General features: G+C 67.7%; 14 protein-coding genes. 5 read left to right on the top strand and 9 right to left on the bottom strand.

Annotated features, from left to right (window positions below):
- Window positions 1-111 precede the first annotated feature (111 nt).
- Together GD429_RS22790 and GD429_RS22795 are read left to right on the top strand one after the other, a co-directional pair.
- Window positions 112-1,065 (top strand): TauD/TfdA dioxygenase family protein, encoded by a 954-nt coding sequence (locus GD429_RS22790; protein ID WP_152860148.1) that lies wholly within the window; start codon window positions 112-114, stop codon window positions 1,063-1,065.
- Window positions 1,066-1,225: 160 nt separating this feature from the next.
- Window positions 1,226-2,173: a TauD/TfdA dioxygenase family protein gene (locus GD429_RS22795; RefSeq protein WP_152860150.1), complete on the top strand. Its 948-nt coding sequence runs from the start codon at window positions 1,226-1,228 to the stop codon at window positions 2,171-2,173.
- A 61-nt stretch (window positions 2,174-2,234) separates the two neighbouring features.
- On the opposite strand, the gene GD429_RS22800 is transcribed toward GD429_RS22795, so the two are convergent.
- Window positions 2,235-3,896 (bottom strand): ABC transporter substrate-binding protein, encoded by a 1,662-nt coding sequence (locus tag GD429_RS22800; protein ID WP_152860152.1) that lies wholly within the window; start codon window positions 3,894-3,896, stop codon window positions 2,235-2,237.
- A 321-nt stretch (window positions 3,897-4,217) separates the two neighbouring features.
- Between GD429_RS22800 and GD429_RS22805 the strand changes: the two genes are divergently transcribed.
- A complete protein-coding gene (locus GD429_RS22805; protein WP_152860154.1) occupies window positions 4,218-4,625 on the top strand; it encodes a DUF427 domain-containing protein in 408 nt (135 codons plus the stop codon).
- A 174-nt stretch (window positions 4,626-4,799) separates the two neighbouring features.
- Window positions 4,800-5,792 (top strand): sulfonate ABC transporter substrate-binding protein, encoded by a 993-nt coding sequence (locus GD429_RS22810; RefSeq protein WP_152860156.1) that lies wholly within the window; start codon window positions 4,800-4,802, stop codon window positions 5,790-5,792.
- Between the two features lie 27 nt (window positions 5,793-5,819).
- Here the strand turns inward: GD429_RS22810 and GD429_RS22815 are convergent, their stop codons facing one another.
- The 3 genes from GD429_RS22815 to GD429_RS22825 all read right to left on the bottom strand — a co-directional run bounded on the left by GD429_RS22815 (window position 5,820) and on the right by GD429_RS22825 (window position 10,426).
- Complete coding sequence (locus GD429_RS22815; RefSeq protein ID WP_152860158.1) at window positions 5,820-6,404, bottom strand: putative glycolipid-binding domain-containing protein; 585 nt, start codon at window positions 6,402-6,404, stop codon at window positions 5,820-5,822.
- A 272-nt stretch (window positions 6,405-6,676) separates the two neighbouring features.
- Window positions 6,677-8,062 carry a putrescine-ornithine antiporter gene (gene potE / locus GD429_RS22820; RefSeq protein ID WP_152860160.1) on the bottom strand — a complete coding sequence of 462 codons (1,386 nt, stop codon included), beginning with the start codon at window positions 8,060-8,062 and terminating at the stop codon, window positions 6,677-6,679.
- A gap of 63 nt (window positions 8,063-8,125) precedes the next feature.
- Window positions 8,126-10,426, bottom strand: a complete 2,301-nt coding sequence (locus tag GD429_RS22825; RefSeq protein ID WP_152860162.1) for an Orn/Lys/Arg decarboxylase N-terminal domain-containing protein — start codon at window positions 10,424-10,426, stop codon at window positions 8,126-8,128.
- Between the two features lie 508 nt (window positions 10,427-10,934).
- On the opposite strand from GD429_RS22825, the gene GD429_RS22830 reads away from it, so the two are divergent.
- Window positions 10,935-13,115 carry an ornithine decarboxylase gene (locus GD429_RS22830; protein WP_321574799.1) on the top strand — a complete coding sequence of 727 codons (2,181 nt, stop codon included), beginning with the start codon at window positions 10,935-10,937 and terminating at the stop codon, window positions 13,113-13,115.
- 172 nt (window positions 13,116-13,287) lie between these two features.
- Here the strand turns inward: GD429_RS22830 and GD429_RS22840 are convergent, their stop codons facing one another.
- The 5 genes from GD429_RS22840 to GD429_RS22860 are packed head-to-tail and all read right to left on the bottom strand — an operon-like array spanning window position 13,288 to window position 18,625.
- Window positions 13,288-14,445 carry an iron-containing alcohol dehydrogenase gene (locus tag GD429_RS22840; RefSeq protein WP_152860166.1) on the bottom strand — a complete coding sequence of 386 codons (1,158 nt, stop codon included), beginning with the start codon at window positions 14,443-14,445 and terminating at the stop codon, window positions 13,288-13,290.
- Window positions 14,442-14,777 (bottom strand): putative quinol monooxygenase, encoded by a 336-nt coding sequence (locus GD429_RS22845; protein WP_152860168.1) that lies wholly within the window; start codon window positions 14,775-14,777, stop codon window positions 14,442-14,444. Before GD429_RS22845 ends, GD429_RS22840 begins: the two co-directional genes overlap by 4 nt.
- Before the next feature lie 28 nt (window positions 14,778-14,805).
- A complete protein-coding gene (locus GD429_RS22850; protein ID WP_152860171.1) occupies window positions 14,806-15,381 on the bottom strand; it encodes a glycerol-3-phosphate responsive antiterminator in 576 nt (191 codons plus the stop codon).
- A 5-nt stretch (window positions 15,382-15,386) separates the two neighbouring features.
- On the bottom strand, window positions 15,387-16,949 hold the full coding sequence (locus tag GD429_RS22855) for an FAD-binding oxidoreductase (protein ID WP_152860173.1): 1,563 nt from the start codon (window positions 16,947-16,949) through the stop codon (window positions 15,387-15,389).
- Window positions 16,946-18,625, bottom strand: coding sequence for a glycerol-3-phosphate dehydrogenase/oxidase (locus tag GD429_RS22860; RefSeq protein WP_152860175.1), 1,680 nt, complete (start codon window positions 18,623-18,625; stop codon window positions 16,946-16,948). Before GD429_RS22860 ends, GD429_RS22855 begins: the two co-directional genes overlap by 4 nt.
- Window positions 18,626-18,640: the final 15 nt, after the last annotated feature.

Raw genomic sequence — 18,640 nt, forward strand, 5'->3', positions numbered from 1 at the left:
ATATCGATCATCGCAGCACGCACGCTAAGGTTGTGACGATTCATCGGTTCCGGTTCCGCGCGGACCCTGCTTGAATGGAGACTCGACCGACCCGACTCCAGGAGACTCCCGATGTCCGAAGTCCAGCACGCCGTCCACCCGTCTTCGCATGCTTCGCACGCCGCGCCGCGCACGGCCGCCGCCCCGCTCCAGCTGCGCCAGGTTGCCGGCCGGATCGGCGCCGAGATCGCCGGTGTCCGTCTGTCGGCCACGCTCGACGACGCGACGTTCGATGCGATCCAGGCCGCGCTGCTGCGCCACAAGGTGCTGTTCTTCCGTGGCCAGCACCATCTCGACGACACCGCGCAGGAAGCGTTCGCGCGCCGCTTCGGCGACACGGTCGCGCATCCGACCGTGCCGTCCGTCGACGGCAGCGCGCATCTGCTCGAACTCGATTCCGCGCACGGCGCCCGGGCGAATTCGTGGCACACCGACGTGACGTTCGTCGATGCGTACCCGAAGATCTCGATCCTGCGCGCGGTCGTGATTCCGCCGTTCGGCGGCGATACGGTATGGGCCAACACGGCCGCCGCGTACACGCATCTTCCCGACCCGCTGCGCGCACTCGCCGACACGCTGTGGGCGATCCATACGAACGCATACGACTACGCGTCGACGCACGTGCATGCCGACGACACGCAACTGAAGCGCTACCGCGAAGTGTTCACGTCGACCGTCTACGAAACCGAGCATCCGGTCGTGCGCGTGCATCCGGAAACCGGCGAACGCACGCTTGTGCTCGGGCACTTCGTGCAGCGGATCAAGGGGCTGTCCGCGCAGGATTCCGCACACCTGCTGCAGGTCTTCCACGAGCACGTGACGCGTCTCGAGAACACCGTGCGCTGGAACTGGCAGGAAGGCGACGTCGCGATCTGGGACAACCGCGCGACGCAGCACTACGCGATCAACGACTACGGCGCTGCGCGCCGCGTCGTGCGCCGCGCGACCGTTCACGGCGACGTGCCGGTCGGCATCGACGGCCGCCGGAGCGTCGTGCTGAAGGGGCCGGGCGCGACGCTGCACTAACGTCCGCGTACCGCGGCGGCGCCGTTTCGTGCGCGCCACCGCGTGTTCCCCGTCATTCGTCCACCTCGCCCCCAACCATGAACACCACGTCGTCCGGCCGACGCTTGCACGCGCAACGATGTCGGCCATCCGCCCCGTTCACTTCCGCCAGGAGCGTCGCATGAGCGCCCTACCCGAACCCGCCGCCCAACCGGTCGACGTGATCCCGCTGTCCGCCCATATCGGCGCGGAAATCCGCGGCGTCGACCTCACGCAACCGTTGACCACGCCGCAGATCGCGGCCATCCGCACCGCGCTGCTGAAATGGCGCGTCGTCTTCTTCCGCGAACAATTCCTCACGCACGACCAGCACGTCGCGTTCTCCGCGCAGTTCGGCGAGCCGACGGTCGGCCACCCGGTGTTCGGGCACGTCGACGGTCATCCGGCCGTCTATTCGGTCGCGAAGCATCGCAAGGCGACGCGCTTCGAAGGCGAACCGGTGCGCCGGCCGTGGACGGGCTGGCATACCGACGTGACGGCCGCCGTGAATCCGCCGTGGGCATCGATCCTGCGCGGCGTGACGATCCCGCCGTACGGCGGCGACACGCACTGGACCAACCTCGTGCGTGCGTATGAAACGCTGTCCGCGCCGCTGCGCGGTTTCGTCGACGGCTTGCGCGGCATCCACCGCTTCACGCCGCCGGCCGGTGCGCGCGCCACCGGCGCGTTCGACGACGCGGTCGAACGCCGCCCGCTCGTGACCGAGCATCCGCTCGTGCGCGTGCATCCGGAAACCGGCGAACGCGCGCTGTACGTGAGCCCGAGCTTCCTGAAATCGATCGTCGGGCTGACGCCGCGCGAGAGCCAGGCGCTGCTCGAACTGCTGTGGGAACACGTGACGCGGCCGGAATTCACGATCCGCTTCAAGTGGGAACCGCGCAGCATCGCGTTCTGGGACAACCGCGCGACCGCGCATCTCGCGCCCGTCGACATCTTCGATCTCGACTTCGACCGCCAGCTCTATCGCACGACGCTCACCGGCGACGTGCCGGTCGGCCCCGACGGCAGGCCATCGGTCGCGCTCGAAGGCTCGCCGGTCGAAACGGCGGCGGCCGTCGCGCTCAACTGACCGCAACCTGAACCGGACCCGGCGCGCGCGAGTGCGCCGGCCCTTCGTCCGTCGATCTCCGTCAATCCAGCCACACGCCGTCGAACCGGTGCCCGCCGAGCGGCGAGAACGTCAGCCCGTGTACACGCTTGGACACCGGCAGCGACACGATCGACGTCGCGATCGGCGTGAACGGCACCTGATCCTTGAACACCACCTGCGCCTGTTCGTACAGCGCCGTACGCTTCGCGACGTCCGCATTCGAGCGCGCCGCGCTCACCAGCTTTTCGAAATCCTGATTGCACCACTTCGCGAGGTTGCTGCCGTGCACCGCATCGCAGCCGAGCAGCGTGCCGAGCCAGTTGTCGGGGTCGCCGTTGTCGCCCGACCAGCCGTACAGGATCGCGTCGTGCTGCCCGTCGTGCTTCGCGCGGCGGTTGTATTCGCCCCATTCGTAGCTGACGATCTTCGCGCGCACGCCGATCTTCGCCCAGTCCTGCTGGATCAGTTGCGCCATCAACTGCGCATTCGGGTTGTACGGGCGCTGCACGGGCATCGCCCACAGCGTCAGGTCGAAGCCGTTCGGGAAGCCGGCCTGCGCGAGCAGCGCCTTCGCGGCGGCCGGATCGCGCGGCGCATCCTTCAGGCGAGGGTTGTACGACCATTGCGCGGGCGGCATCGGGTTCGTCGCGATCTTCGCGTCGCCATTGAAGACGGTCTTCACGATCGCCGTCTTGTCGATCGCGATGTCGAGCGCGCGCCGCACGTCGACGCGATCGAGCGGCGCATGCTGCGTGTTGTACGCGACGAAACCGACGTTGAAGCCCATCCCCGAGAACAGTTCCAGCTTCGGGTCGCGCCGCACCGTGTCGAGATCGGCCGGCCGCGGGAACGCCGATACCTGGCACTCGCCGGCCACCAGCTTCTGCAGGCGCGCGGCCGGATCGGGCGTGATCGCGAACACGAGCCGCGCGAGCTTCACGTCGTCCGGGTTCCAGTAGTCGGGGTTCGCTTCGTAGCGGATCAGCGCATCCTTCTGGTACGTACGCAGCAGGAACGGCCCGGTGCCGACCGGGAACTGGTTGATGTCGGCCTCGCGATGGCGTGCCGCGAGCTGCGACGCATATTCGGCCGACAGGACCGACGCAAACGCCATCGCGAGGTTGCGCACGAACACGACGTCGGGTGTCTTCAGCACGAAGCGCACCGTGTAGTCGTCGACCTTCTCGATGCGCTCGACGTTGCGGTCGAAGCCGAGATCGCTGAAATACGGGAAGCTGACCGGGTAGGCCTTGCGGAACGGATCGTCGGGGTCGAGCATCCGGCGGAACGTGAACACGACGTCGTCGGCCTGGAACGGCCGCGTCGGCTTGAACCACGCGGTCGTCTGGAATTTCACGCCACGCCGCAGGTGGAACGTGATCATGCGCTGGTCGGGCGACACGTCCCAGCTCGTCGCGAGCGACGGTTCGAGATCGAGCGTGCCGCGCCTGAACTGCACGAGCCCGTTGTAGATCGTGTACGTGCTCGCGTCGAAATCGGTGCTCGTCGTGTGCTGGCCCGGATCGAAGCCGGCCGGGCTGCCTTCGGTGCAGTACACGAGCGTCTTGCCGGCCGGCGCGGCGAGCGCCTGCGTGGCCGCGCCGGCAAGCAGCAGCGACGCGGCCACGCAACGAAGCGCGACAACGGCATGCGGTGCGCGACGCACACGAGGTGCGGCTGACGAAACGAAAGAATGCTTCATGGTGGCGGAAAGGAGGAATGAGTCACGCGAATGACGACCGCCGATCTTCGCGCGCCTCCCGCCGATCGCTTACCAATTAATTCGGCGTTGCTTATCGCCGCAGGTGCATCCCGCTGCCCGTGCATGAATATGTCCGCGCAAGCGCCGGGGCGTCGCCCGGCAGATCCTTCGCGCCACGCCAAAGCACGCGACCGCGCCACCGCCTTCCGGCCCCCTGCAAATTCTCCGGAATTGGCGCATCGTATCGGCTGGCAAACGCCGGCACGGGCGCGCCGGGATCCGCCCGACGCTGCCGCGCCGCCGATTCCTGGAGGACCCACGATGTCGATCAGCTCCGATACGCCCTCTCGTCCCGTGAAGTCGCCGGGCCCCGATCATCCGATCACGATCGAGCCGCATCCGTCGCGCGTGGTGGTCACGGTGGCCGGCAAGGTCGTCGCCGATACGCGCCGCGCGCTGGCGCTGCGCGAGGCCAGCTATCCGGCCGTGCTCTACATCCCGCGCGAAGACGCCGACATGTCGCTGCTGCGCCGTACCGACCACGCGACGTACTGCCCGTACAAGGGCGACTGCGCGTACTACTCGATCCCGGCCGGCGGCGAACGCGCGACCAACGCGGTGTGGACCTACGAGCATCCGTACCCGGCCGTCGAAGCGATTCGCGGACACCTCGCGTTCTATCGGGACCGCGTCGATTCGATCGACGAAAGCGCCGCCGACGCAGCCTGAGCGCCGCTGATTTGCATATGCGCATTCATTGGTTGGCCGCCGGCCCGCGCGGCCGTATCGTCCTGAATCCGGCGCGGGCCGGCCCGTTGCGAGCATCGCCCGCATCCGGCCCCGTCCCGCGCCGGCCGCGCCGCCTTTGCGCGCGCCCCGTGAACCCGCACGCAGGACACCCCGATGAGCGACACACCGCACGCAGACCTTGAAACGACCCCGGCGAACCCGCGCCGCCGCCAATGGCTGCACGGCGCGGCCGCCGGGCTTGCCGGGCTCGCGCTCGGGCCGCTCGCGACCCTGCCCGCGCAAGCCCAGGGCAACGGCACGCGGCTGCGCATCGGGTTCCAGAAATACGGCAACTTCGTCGTGCTGAAGGCACGCGGCACGCTCGAGAAGCGTCTCGCGAGCCAGGGCGTCGCGGTGCAATGGCTCGAATTCCCCGCCGGCCCGCAACTGCTCGAAGGGCTGAACGCCGGCGCGATCGACGTCGGCACGGTCGGCGAAACGCCGCCGATCTTCGCGCAGGCGGCCGGCGTCGATTTCGTCTATATCGGCAACGAGCCGCCCGCGCCGCAGGGCGAAGCGATCGTCGTGCTGCCCGATTCGCCGATCCGCAACGTCGCGCAATTGCGCGGCAAGAAGGTCGCGTTCAACAAGGGCTCCAACGTTCACTATCTGCTCGTGAAGGCGCTAGAACACGCGGGCCTCGCGTATGCGGACATCCAGCCGATCTACCTGACGCCCGCCGACGCGCGCGCCGCGTTCGTGCAGCGCAGCGTCGATGCGTGGGTGATCTGGGATCCTTATCTGGCGGCCGCCGAACGGCAGCTCGGCGCGCGCGTGATCGCGAACGGCGAAGGGCTCGTGCGCAACACGCAGTACTACCTCGCCGCGCGCAAGTACGCGGCGGCTCACCCGCAGGTGCCGCGCGCGCTGCTCGACGAAGTCGACGCGGTCGATCGCTGGGCGCGCGACCACACGCCCGACGTCGCCGCGCAACTGTCGCCGCTCGTCGGCCTCGACGCGCCGACGCTCGAAGTCGCGCTCAAGCGCGCCGGCTACGGCGTGCAGCCCGTCACCGACGCGACGGTCGCGTATCAGCAGAACATCGCCGACACGTTCAGCACGCTGAAGCTGATTCCCGGCAAGCTGACGGTCGCCAGCGCGCGCTGATGCGCCGCCGATGCATGACGCGACGCGTCACGGCGCGGGCGCCGCGCCGATGCGCCGCCATTCGTCGTAGTCGGTGACGAGGCCGGCTTCGTCGATCGCGATGTCGGCCGCATAGGTGCCGCTCTCGTAGCGATACACGTGTGGCGCCGTACGCGTATAACGCTGCTCGCCGCGCACGATGGCGAAATCCGGAAAGCGCAGCCATGCGGTATGGATCGTCGCAGCGTCGCCGACGGCCAGCGCCAGCCGCCGGATCGGCAGCGTGTTGGTCGACGGGCTGAAGCCGAGGTCGATGTCGGTCGCGCCCGCGAGCAGCGGCGCGTCGGCGCCGTCGATCGTCCAGCGCCCTTCCTCGCATGCGAGGTCAAGTTGTTGTGGTGGCAAAGTGCCGATCCAGCGTGTCACGCGCGCCGAGCGCGTGAGCCAGTCGGCGCCGCATGCGATCGCATAGTCGATACGAAACGGCGTGCCGTCGATCGCGCCCGACACCGAACCCGACAGATCGATTCCCGCTCGCGTCTCCACGAGCCGGCACCATTCGGCCGCCTGCCATGTCTGCACGATCTGCCACGCGACGCATCGCGTGCGCACCGCTTCATCCTGTTGCGTCATGTCGCCGTCTCCTGTCGTTCGCGCGAATGCCGATTTTCGCTCATCGCGTCGATGAACGCGCGCGGCTTCGGCGACACGATACGCCGGCGGCGGTCGTCCGCGGGACGTCAGGATTCTTCCGCGGAACGGGCGCCCAGGCTTCGCGCTCGACGCACCCGCGCATGCGCAGCGGCCGCTGCCGCCGCGCGTGCATGCGCTCGTCGATCTGCTGAAGAAGGCAATCCCGCCGCTGTCGACGCGGTGTATCGCGTCGGCAACGGCGGGCGCCGCCCTCACGCCTGCAGCGACTTCCCCGGCTCCTTCACGTGCGCGTCGACTTCCATCTGGTAGAAGCGCGCGCTGACGAAGCCGAACAGCGTCCAGCCCAGGAACACGCACAGGCCGCCGAGCATCAGCGCCTGCTCGCCCGAGCTGACGAGCGCATAGAAGCTGTACGCGGTGGCGACCATCGCGATCACGTTCGTCAGCAGCGCCTTGGCCGGCGGCACCTTCGCGACCTTCTGGATCGTGATCAGCGCGGCCATCGACATCACGTACGGCACGAGGTTCGTGACGACCGCGAGATCGACGATCTTCTGGAACTGGCTGCTCAGCTCCGGGCTGATCGTCATCAGCGCCAGCGCGACCTGCGCGACGAGCAGGATCACCATGCCGACGATCGGCGTGCCCGTGCGCGTCGCACGCGCGAACACCGGCAGGAAGTAGCCGACGTCCGCCGAGCTCTTGAACACCTGCGCGACCGTGAACTGCCAGCCGAGCAGCGAGCCGATGCACGCGATCACCATCAGCGCGGTGACGATCGTGCCGACCGTCGGCGTGAACATCGTCGCGAACGCGATGCCGAACGGGGCGTTCGATTTCGCGAGGATCGCGTTGGGCACGATCCCCGCGATCACGTTGGTCGACACGATGTAGAAGATCGCCGATGCGATCGTGCCGCCGAGCACGGCGATCGGCACGTTGCGCTCCGGGTTCTCCACCGCGTCCGAGTTCGCGCACGCCGATTCGAGCCCGAGGAACGCCCACAGCGTCACCGCGATCGAACTGCCGACGGCCGGCCCGAACGGCATGTCGTGCGGATTCCATGCGGCGCCCCAGGTCGCGCCGCTGAACCAGAACCAGCCGATCAGCGACACGATGACGACCGGAATGATCACGCCCCACACGGTCACCGCACCGATCCGGCCGGTGATGCGCGAGCCGCCGAAGTTCGCGACCGTCGTGAGCACGAGCAGGAAGATCGTCCACAGGCCCGTCTGCAGCGGCGACAGCGTCGCGCCGAACAGCACGGTGCCGTAGCCGACCGCCGTGACGCCGATCGCGACGTTGGCGATCACGAGCGACAGCCCGTACGTGTAGTTCGCCATGTAGTTGCCGGCCTTGCCGAACGCGTATTCCGCGTAGCCGCCCATCCCGCCCGGCTTGCGGCTCAGCATCCCGCAGCGCGCGAACGCATAGGCCAGCGCGAGCGAGCCGCCGGCCGTGACGATCCACGACAGCAGCGAGATCGTGCCGACCTGCGCGAGCTTCGCCGGCAACAGGATGATGCCGGAGCCCATCATGTTGACCGCCGTGAGGATGGTGAGCTGCCAGACATTCATCCGGTTCTTCGGCGCGGCCGCCGGGGCCGCGTCGGATATGCGCGCTGCGCTTTCCATGATGTCGATTCCTTCGATGTGATGCCGCCGCGCGGCCGGTCGCTCGTTCTTCTGGCCGCGCGCTCAGGCCGTCAGGCAGTACACGCGGTACGTGCCGTCCTCGACTTCCACGCCGTGCGTGTCGTGCGCGAAGCCCGGAAAACGACGGTCGTACGCTTCGAGCGCCTTCAGGTAGCCGAGCACCGGGCCGCCTGCCGGCCCCGCGTTCTCGCCCGGCATCAGCAGCGGAATGCCCGGCGGATACGGCACGACGCCGGTGGCGACCGTGCGCCCGGCCAGCTCGTCGAGCGTGACCTGCTCGACGCGGCCCTGCACGAGATGCTCGTACGCGCGCACCGGGCTCATCTCCGGCTTCGGCAGGATCGAGAACGCCTCCGACATCAGCCGCGTCGTGCCGAGTTGCTCCATCGCCGCGAACATCGTGTCGGCCAGGTCCTTCAGCCCCATGCCCGCATAACGCGCGCCGTGTTCCTTCGCGAGCGACGGAATCGCCATGTCGAGCGACAGGTTCGCGTCGTAGTCGCGCTTGAAGTCGCACAGCGCGCTGACGAGCGAGCCCCACTTGCCCTTCGTGATGCCGATCGAGAACAGGAACAGGATCGTGAAGTCGGTCGTCTTCTCGACGACGATCCCGCGCGCATCGAGATAGGCCGTGACGACGCTCGCCGGAATGCCGACCGGCATCAGGCCGCCGGCCGGCGCGACGCCCGGCGTGACGATCGACACCTTGATCGGATCGAGCATGCAGTAGCCGTCCTCGATATTGCCGAAGCCGTGCCATTGCGCGCCGGGGCGCAGCACCCAGCACGACGGATCGCTCGCGAGCAGCTCGGGCGGCGCATCGTGGAACGGCAGCGTGCGGCCCGTGCGTGCCTCGAGCACGGTGTCGGGTTGCCAGCATTCGAAGAACCAGTCGCCCTTCGCGTCGAACTCGTTGTTCATCCGCGCGATCATCTGCCGGAACGCGACGGCCTCCTCGATCGACTCGTGCGTCAGCGCCTCGCCGCCGGGGCCGTCCATCATCGCGGCCGCGACGTCGTTCGACGCGATGATCGCGTAGTTCGGCGACGTCGACGCGTGCATCATGAACGTTTCGTTAAACTGACCATGCGGAATCGGGCTGCGGCCGTCGCGCACGTGGATGTACGACGCTTGCGACAGCGCGGTCAGCAGCTTGTGCGTCGACTGCGTCGCGAACACCGTGGGCCGGTCCGCACGATGGTCGCGCGGGTCGCCGTGCATCGCATGGCGGTCGCGGTAGATCGGGTTGAAGCGCGCGTAGCCGTACCATGCTTCGTCGAAGTGCAGGCGGTCGACGCTCGCGCCGAGCAGTTCTTCGACGCGCGCGACGTTGTAGCAGAGGCCGTCGTAGGTCGAGTTCGTGACGATCGCGTGTTTCGGCTGGCGATCGGCAAGCCCGGCCGCGAGCGGGTTCGATGAGATGGCCTCGCGGATCGCCGCCTGCGTGAGGCGCTCGGACGCGATCGGCCCGATGATCCCGTAGCGGTTGCGCGTCGGCACCAGGTAAGTCGGGATCGCACCCGACATCGTTATCGCATGCTCGGCCGACTTGTGGCAGTTGCGGTCGCACAGCGCGATCTGGTCGCGGCTCACGCTCGCCATCAGGATGATGCGGTTCGACGTCGACGAGCCGTTCGTCACGTGATACGTGCGATGCGCGCCGAACACGCGCGCCGCGTAGCGCTCGCTTTCGCCGATCGGGCCCGAGTGGTCGAGCAGCGAGCCGAGTTCGCCGACCGAGATCGACAGGTCGGAGCGGAACAGCGCTTCGCCGAAGTATTCGAAGAACGCGCGGCCGACCGGCGACTTCAGGAAGCCCGTGCCGCCCGTGTGGCCGGGCGTATGCCACGAGTATTCGTAGACGCGCGAGAACTTCGCGAGCGCGCCGAACATCGGCGGCAGCACGGTCGCGCGATAGCGTTCGATCGCCGCGTGGATGCGCCCGCCTATGAAGTCGGCCGTGTCCTCGAGCAGCCACACGAAATCGTCGACGTGGCCCATGACCGTGGCCGGCACCGACGACGCGACGCTGCGGTCGGCCAGCAGGAAGATCGGCACGTTGGCATTGCGATGCCGGATCGCTTCGACCACGGCCTCGGACGGCCCATGGCCGTCCACGCCGAGATCCCAGTCGAGCAGCACGCACTGGATCGACGGATCGGAACGGATCAGCACGATCGCATCGTCGGCGGATGTCGCAGTAAGCACGTCGATGTCGCGTTGCGCGAGCTCCGCGCTCAGCGTGCGGACCGCGCGCCCGGCTGCCGTTTCCTGCGCGATTTCGTCGTCGACCAGCAGCGCGCGCATGCCGAGACGACGAACGCCTCCGGTGGATGTATTCATGATGTTGCCCTCGCTGTTCCGATGCTTCGTTGGTGTTGTTCGTCTCACGAGCACGCGGACAGCAGGCCACGGTCGCCGACATGAGACGCTCGCAATTCCGGTTTGATTCGCCATCCAATTCGGATGCCGACTATGCCATGGATGTGTTTCGGTGAAAAGCCGACGATTCGGCGAAACCGTCTGCCCCTTTCAAATCGGATTTCATAATTGGATCATTTTTATGTGCATTGCAGCATTCCGATTCCAGATTATTTGATCCTACTCATCCTTCAATGACATTGATGTTTCCGGTCGATTGAATTCGCCGGATTTTGTTGCTACGATCGGCTGCGTCGCGCACTGACCGTCGGCAGCCGAGCCTCGCTGCGCAGGCTGATTCGTGCGGTGCGCATTCGGCATTCTGCATTCGCGGGAGCGTTTCAATCGGCTGCGGTGCGTATCGGACTACGCGGATTGTGCGCCGGCGTGAATGCGGCTCCCGCTTCCGCACATTTACGGGAGAATTCGTGTGAGCCTGTTGAAAATCGCAGTCGAGCCGGCGCTGATTGGCGCCTTCCTCACCACGCACGAACAGGTCGACGTATTTCAGACCGATTTCACGAATATCGCGGCAATCGTGGTCGGAATCGATTCGGCGCAAAAAATCCTGAAAGCCGTCGAAAGAACCGGCTTCGCGATTCCGTTCTTCGTCGCGGTCGAGCCCGACCAGGAAGTGCCGCCGTCGGTCCTGCCGAGCGCGAGCGGCGTGATCCAGCTCGGGCATGGCAGCCGCCACTATTACGGCCGGCAGATTTCAGCCGCCGCCGATATCTACAGCGAGAACCTGCTGCCGCCGTTCTTCAAGGTCATGCGCGAATACGTGCAGCGCGGCTACGTCGAGTTCGACTGCCCCGGCCACCAGGGCGGCCAGTTCTTCTCGAATCATCCGCTCGGCCGGATGTTCGTCGACTTCTTCGGCGAGACGCTGTTTCGCGCCGACCTCTGCAACGCGGACGTCCGGCTCGGCGACCTGCTGATCCACGAAGGCCCCGCGCTGGAAGCGCAGCGCAATGCCGCGCGGATCTATAACGCCGACAAGACCTGGTTCGTGCTGAACGGCACGTCGACGTCGAACAAGGTCGTCACGAGCGCGCTGCTCGCGCCCGACGATCTCGTGCTGTTCGATCGCAACAACCACAAGTCGGTGCACCTCGGCGCGCTCGTGGTGTCCGGCGCGCGGCCCGTCTACCTCGAGACCGCGCGCAACGCATGGGGCCTCATCGGCGGCGTCGACAGCGCGGCGCTCGACGAAACGCGCATTCGCGACGCGATCCGCGACGTCGCACCCGAGCGCGCCGACCTGCCGCGTCCGTTCCGGCTCGCGGTGATCCAGCTCGGCACCTACGACGGCACGATCTACAACGCACGCGAGATCGTCGACCGGATCGGGCATCTGTGCGACTACATCCTGTTCGATTCGGCGTGGGTCGGCTACGAGCAGTTCATCCCGATGATGCAGGACTGCTCGCCGCTGATGCTGACGCTCGGCCCCGACGATCCCGGCATCTTCGTCACGCAGTCGGTGCACAAGCAGCAGGCCGGCTTCTCGCAGACGTCGCAGATCCACAAGAAGGACAGCCACATCGAAGGCCAGAAGCGCTTCTGCGATCACCGGCGCTTCAACAACGCGTACATGATCCATGCGTCGACGAGCCCGTTCTACCCGATGTTCGCGGCGCTCGACGTCAATGCGCAGATGCATGCGGGCCCGGCCGGCAAGCGCTTGTGGCGCGACTGCGTCGCGCACGGCGTCGAGGCGCGCAAGCTGCTGCTGAAGACCTGCCGCCAGATCCGCCCGTTCGTTCCGCAGCATGTCGACGGCCGCCCGTGGGCCGACTACCCGACCGAGCAGATCGTCGACGACCTGCGTTTCTTCCGCTTCCATCCGGCCGACGCGTGGCACGGCTTCGAAGGTTATGCCGACAACCAGTACTTCGTCGATCCGTGCAAGCTGCTGCTGACGACGCCCGGCATCGATCGCGATACGCACGAGTACGCGCCGTTCGGCGCGCCGGCGCCGATCCTCGCGCGCTACCTGCGCGAGCACGGCGTCGTGCCCGAGAAGGCCGACCTGTATACGATCCTGTTCCTGCTCACGCCGTCGGAAAGCTTCGGCAAGCTGCAGCATCTGGTCGCGCACCTTGCACAGTTCGAACGCCATCTCGACCAGGACACGCCGCTGCGCGAAGCAATCCCGTCGTTGTGCGAAGCGTATCCGGAGCTGTACGGCAACATGCGCCTGCGGCAGTTGTGCCAGCGGATGCACGACTTCTACCGCAGCCACGACATGAAGCATCTGCAGAAGCAGATGTTCCGGCGCGCGCAGTTCCCGAAGCAGGCGATGCTGCCGCACGCCGCGAATGCCGAGCTGATCCGCAACAACGTCGAGCTCGTCACGCTGGATCGTATCGAAGGCCGGATCGCGACCGAAGGCGCGCTGCCCTATCCGCCCGGCATCTTCTGCGTGGTGCCCGGCGAAGCGTGGGGCGGCCCGGCGCTCGACTACTTCCGCGCGCTCGAAGCCGGGATCAACGCGCTGCCGGGTTTCGAGCCGGAAATCCAGGGCGTTTACCTGCAGACGAAACCGGACGGCACGAAGCAGGCATCGGCGTACGTGGTGGCCGACCACCCGCGCGCGTCGGTGGCCTGAGCGCACTCGGTTCAGCGCTCGGCGGCGTGCTCGTCGAACACGATGCACCGCGTATCACGCCGTGGGCCGAATGCCTGCTCGTGGCCGTCGCGCTGGTATGCGCATGTTTGCGGCATGGCCCGCGCGGGAGGCCGCACGCGCGTCGTGACGGGCGGTGCGCTCGCCCGCCGCGTCACCACGCCTGCCGATAGATCGCCAGCGCGTCGGCCTCCGTCACCTCGCGCGGATTGTTCACGAGCAGGCGCGTCTGCAGCATCGCGTCCGACGCCATCCTCGGCAGGTCGCCCTCGCCGATGCCGACTTCGCGCAGCGTGCGCGGGATGCCCGTCGCGACGATCAGCCGGTCGATCTCCGCGATCAGCGCATGCGTCCTCGCTTCGTCGCTGCCCGTCGCCGACGGCGCGACGATCGCCGCGAGTTCCGCATACAGCGGCGCGGCGGCCGGCGCGTTGAAGCGCAGCACGTGCGGCAGCACGAGCGCATTCGACAGCCCGTGCGGCACGTGGAAGATCCCGCCGACCGGATAGGCCAGCGCATGCACGGCCGCGACCGGCGCATTCGCGAACGCCTGCCCGGCGAACATCGCGCCGACCAGCATCGCCTCGCGCGCGTGCCGGTTGCGGCCGTCGTCGCAGGCCGCGAGCAGGTTGCGCGACAGCAGCGTCAGCGCGTGCACGGCCAGCATGTCGGACACCGGATTCTTCAGCCGCGCGGACGTATAGGCTTCGATCGCATGCACCATCGCGTCGATGCCCGTCGCGGCGGTCGCCGCGCGCGGCAGGCCGAGCGTCAGCTCGGCGTCGAGGATCGCGACGTCCGCGAACAGGTGCGGCGACACGACGCCCATCTTGCGCGCCTCGCCGACCGTGACGATCGAAACGGCCGTCACCTCGGAGCCCGTGCCGGCCGTCGTCGGCATCTGCACGAGCGGCAGCCGCGCGCTCGCGACCTTGTCGACGCCGTACATGTCGGCCAGCGCCTGCTGCCCCGGCGCGAGCACGGCGATCAGCTTCGCAACGTCCATCGACGAACCGCCGCCCAGGCCGAGCACGATCTCGGCATCGGCCGCGACGGCCCGCGCGGTCGCTTCGAGCACCACGTGCTCGGGCGGATCGGCGATCACGTCGTCGATCACGTTGACCTGCCAGCCGTGCGCGGCGAGGCTCTCCAGCGCGGGCGCGAGCACGCCGCTGCGATGCAGGAACGCGTCGGTGACGACGCACAGCCGCACGAGCGCCGGAAAGCGTTCGCGCAACAGCGCGCCGAGCCGGCGCGCGGCGCCGAATTCGACGATCTGCGTCGGAACGGTACGGAATTGAAACGGGTTCATCGGGTGCCTCCCGGAAGCGTCGCCGTGCCGGTGTCCGGCTGCACCATGTAGCGCGACACGTCGCGGCGATCGAGCAGCGGAAAGATTGCCCCGATCCCGATCCGCTGGAAATGCGGCGTTTCCCGATGCACGTCGAGGCCGCCCGCGTCGCTGTAACGCTCGAGGATCACGATGTGGTCGGGATCGGCAGGCGAGCGGAAATACGCGTAGTCGAGATTCATCGGCTCGGCGCGCGTCGCGGGCGCGAGTTCCGCGAGCAGCTCGATCACGCGGTCGCCGTTGCCCGGCTTCGCGTAAAAATGTGCGATGACCTGCAGGTAAGGTTCGTTCATGCGGGGCTCCGTGTTCGACAAACACCCGTCACGACGACGGGTCGAAATTCCACCACGCGGTGTCGCTCGTCGACACCGCGACCGCGCCGTGCCGCCGCGCGCTGCGCACGTCGTCCGCGTTGCCGACGAAGCCCGACGCGACGATAGGCGGCAGCGCCTGGCGGTCGGCCTCGCTCAGGTGCGCGAGCATCGGCGCCGGCATCAACTGCACGAGGTTCGGATCGCTCTGCTCGATCGCCTTCATGCTGCGCGGCCATGTCGAGCGATCGGTCACGAACACCTTCTGCATCGTGATCAACCCCGCCCGGTTCGCGCGCTGGATCGTCGCGACACGCGTCGACACGAGGCTGGCGACGCCGATATCCGCCAGATATTCAACGCCGCCCTTGTCTTGCGACAGACCGTCGCAACTGTCGATGTTGACGATCACGAACTTGCCGGCCCGGGCGAGCGCCGCGACCACCGCCTGAAGCCTGCGCAGGTCGACGTTCGCGACAATGCCGACCTCGGCCGCGCTGTCGATGAAGCTGTCGGCCTGCTCGGCGCCATACAGCGTGGCGATGACGGGATGACGGGCGAGACGCGCGCCCAGCGACTTGTCCATGACGTTTACCGGTCGACGTGCGGGCCAGTCTCGTCGTCGAGACCGAGCTTGCCGGGGTTGAGGATGTGTTTCGGGTCGAGCGCGCGCTTCACCGTCTGCAGCACCGGGAACGCCGTGCCCAGCGATTCGCGCATGTACGGCGAACGCAGCAGCCCGACGCCGTGGTGATGACTCAACGCCGCATTGTATTGGATCAGCACCGCATTCGCCGCGTCCCACGCCGCGCGGTACCACGCGGCCCGTTCGGCCACCGCGACGTCACCGCGCAGCGAGAAATACAGGCACGCGCCGTCCGCATACGCATGCGACTGGTGCGCGGATCCGGCCAGCGTACCGGGCACGGCCTGCAGGGCGGCCACCACGTCGCGATAGATCGCCGCGAGGTCGCGCCAGCGGCCGCACATCTCCAGCGTATCGGCAACGAAACCCGGGCTGCGCTTGAAGCCCTCCGCGCTCTTGCCGGTCAGGTAGCGCGTGTCGAGCCACTTCTCGAAGATCGCGTCGCCGTCGAGTTTGCGACCGCTTTCCTCGCCTACGCGCACGCTGATCGCCACCACCGCATCGACGATCTCGCGCGTGCCTTCGTCGGCGATCAGCAGCACGTTCGTGTCGGGCAGGCCGAACTGCACGCCGCTTTCAAGTTCGTCGTAGAGCCGCAGCACCGCCGGATTCGCGCCGCGCTGCAGGATCTCGCGACACGCGTCGAGGCCGGCCGCAAACGTATCGAAGCCGTACGCGATCGCGCGGCCGTAGTCGGGCAGCCGATGCAGCTTCAGGCGCGCGCGCACGATGATGCCGAGCGTCCCTTCGCTGCCGATGAACAACTGCTGCAGATCAGGCCCGACCGCCGAGCGCGAATAACCGCCGAGCGTGGCCAGGCTGCCGTCCGCCAGCACGACGTCCATTCCGAACACCATGTCCTCGATCTTGCCGTAGCGCGTCGACAGTTGCCCCGCACCGCGGCAGGCGATCCAGCCGCCCACCGTGCTGATCCCGAACGACGACGGCCAGTGGCCCATCGTCAGCCCGTGCTCGCGCTGCAGCGTTTCCTCGAACACGTCACCGAACATCCCGGCTTCGACGTCGACGATCTGGCTCTCGGTGTCGACGTCGATCAGCCGGTTCAGCCCGCACACGTCGAGAACGATGCCGCCGCGCACCGGCAGCGCCGCGCCCGTCACGTTGCTGCGGCCGGCCGATGCCGTCACCGGAATCGTCGCCGCATGTGCGATACGCATCACGGCCTGCACCTGCTCGACCGTCGACACGCGCACGACGACCGCGTGCGGCGTCGCGGGCCGGCCGCCCGTTTCCGCGACCATCGACGCGGCCCACCAGTCGCGCGTCCACGCGACGACGTCGGCCGCCAGCGTTAGCACTTCGTCGGCCACCGCACGCAACGCATCGACCTGTTGCGGCGACACTGCGACCGGCGCGCGCTGCATGCCGGCCTCGACCGGCGCACTGCCTGCCGCCGGCAGGTTCAGCGAGTATGGCGGCGGCGTATGCGCACCGACGACGTAGTTGCCGCGGTTGTAGCCGCGCTTGATGGCTTCCTTGCTGATCATCCGTTTTCTCCCATGAGGATGGCTTTTTCGAGTGCGACGGCGGCGACGTAGTCGCGCACCTGGCTGGCGACGGTGGCATCGGACAGGCCGAGCTCCGCCTTGAGGATGGCGCCGACGCGCGGTGCGGCGCGCGCCGATGCATCGCGCGCCATCAGCCGCGCGCGGGTGCGGCGCGACAACACGTCGTCGACGCTGCGTGCGAATTCGTGACGCACCGCATAGAGCACTTCCGCTTCGCTGTACGGTAGTCCTTCGACGATCGGCGCAAGCAGCGACGGCGTCGCGTCGGCGAGATCGCCGACGAAGCGCGCCTCGGTGCCGTAGCGCTCGCCGAAATGCGCGGCGAGCCCGCCCGACGCGACGATCGCTTGCGGGTCGTAACCGGCCGCGCCGAGCAGGTACGCCGATTTCGTGCGGCAGCGCGTGCGGCGGCCGAGCAGCTTGCCGACCGTATCGATCGTCTGCTCGGCCATATGCCGCGACGTCGTCAGCTTGCCGCCGACGATCGTCACGAGCCCGTCGGGCGCGACATGGATCTCGTGATTGCGCTTCATCTCGATCGTCTTGCCGCCGGGCGGTCCGACGAGCGGCCGGCACCCGGCGATGCTGCCGACCACGTCGTCCGCGCTCAGGTCGACCTTCAGCGCGGAACGCGCGCCGTCGAGCAGGAAATCGAGTTCCTGCCGGGTGCAGTGCACGTCGTCGAGATCGCCGTCGTAGTCCTCGTCGGTCGTGCCGAGATACGACACGTTGCCCCAGCGCGTGATCGTCGCGCGGCGGTTGCGGCCCGGCACGGGGATCGTCACCGTGCAGTCGTTGCGGATCTTCAGCCACGGAATCGCCACGTGTACGCCCTTCGCGGGCCGCACCTGCAACGCGGGCGTATCGCCCTTGCGCGCGCCGGTCCAGTCGCGCAGCCACACGCCCGTCGCCATCACGACCACGCGCGCGTGCACGCGCCGCTCGCGACCGTCGGCATACACGATCGCGCCGTCGACCTTGCCGTGGCCGTCGCGCGTCAGCTCGACCACGCGTGCGTGGTTCGCCACCGCCGCGCCATGAAACGCAGCCGTGCGCACGAGGTTCAGCGTCAGGCGCGCATCGTCGACACGTGCGTCGAAGTACAGGAATCCGCCTGTCAGGTAGGTCTCGTTGAAGGTCGGGCAATGCGACAGCACCTCCGCCTTCGTCAGCTTCTGGTGCAGGATGCCCTCGCGCCAGCCTCCGGCGATGTCGTAGGTCCACAGCAGGCTTTCGAAGGCTTTCGCGAGACGCCGGTCGAACACGCCTTCGCGCTCCATCACCGGGAACAGGAACGGCAGCCGCTGCACGAGATGACGCGCGTTGCGCCGCAACCGTTGCCGCTCGAGCAGCGAATGGCGCACGAGCCCGAGATTGCCCTGCTCGATGTAACGGAGCCCGCCGTGGACCATCTTCGACGATTTCGACGACGTGCCCGACGCGAAATCGCTCTTCTCGACGAGCGCGACGCGCAGTCCGCGCAGGCTCGCATCGAACGCGGCGTACGCGCCCGTTACGCCTCCGCCGACGATCAGCACGTCGAACGTGTCGGTCTCGAGCCGTGCCAGATGCTCGTCGCGGTTCACGCGCAGCGGCTCGGTGCCCGTCATGCCGGCACGGTCCGTCTGCGGTTTTCTGGATGGCAAAAACATCATGCTGGTCGTTCTCCG

Source organism: Burkholderia sp. BE17 (assembly GCF_009362305.1).
GTDB lineage: Bacteria > Pseudomonadota > Gammaproteobacteria > Burkholderiales > Burkholderiaceae > Burkholderia > Burkholderia pyrrocinia_C.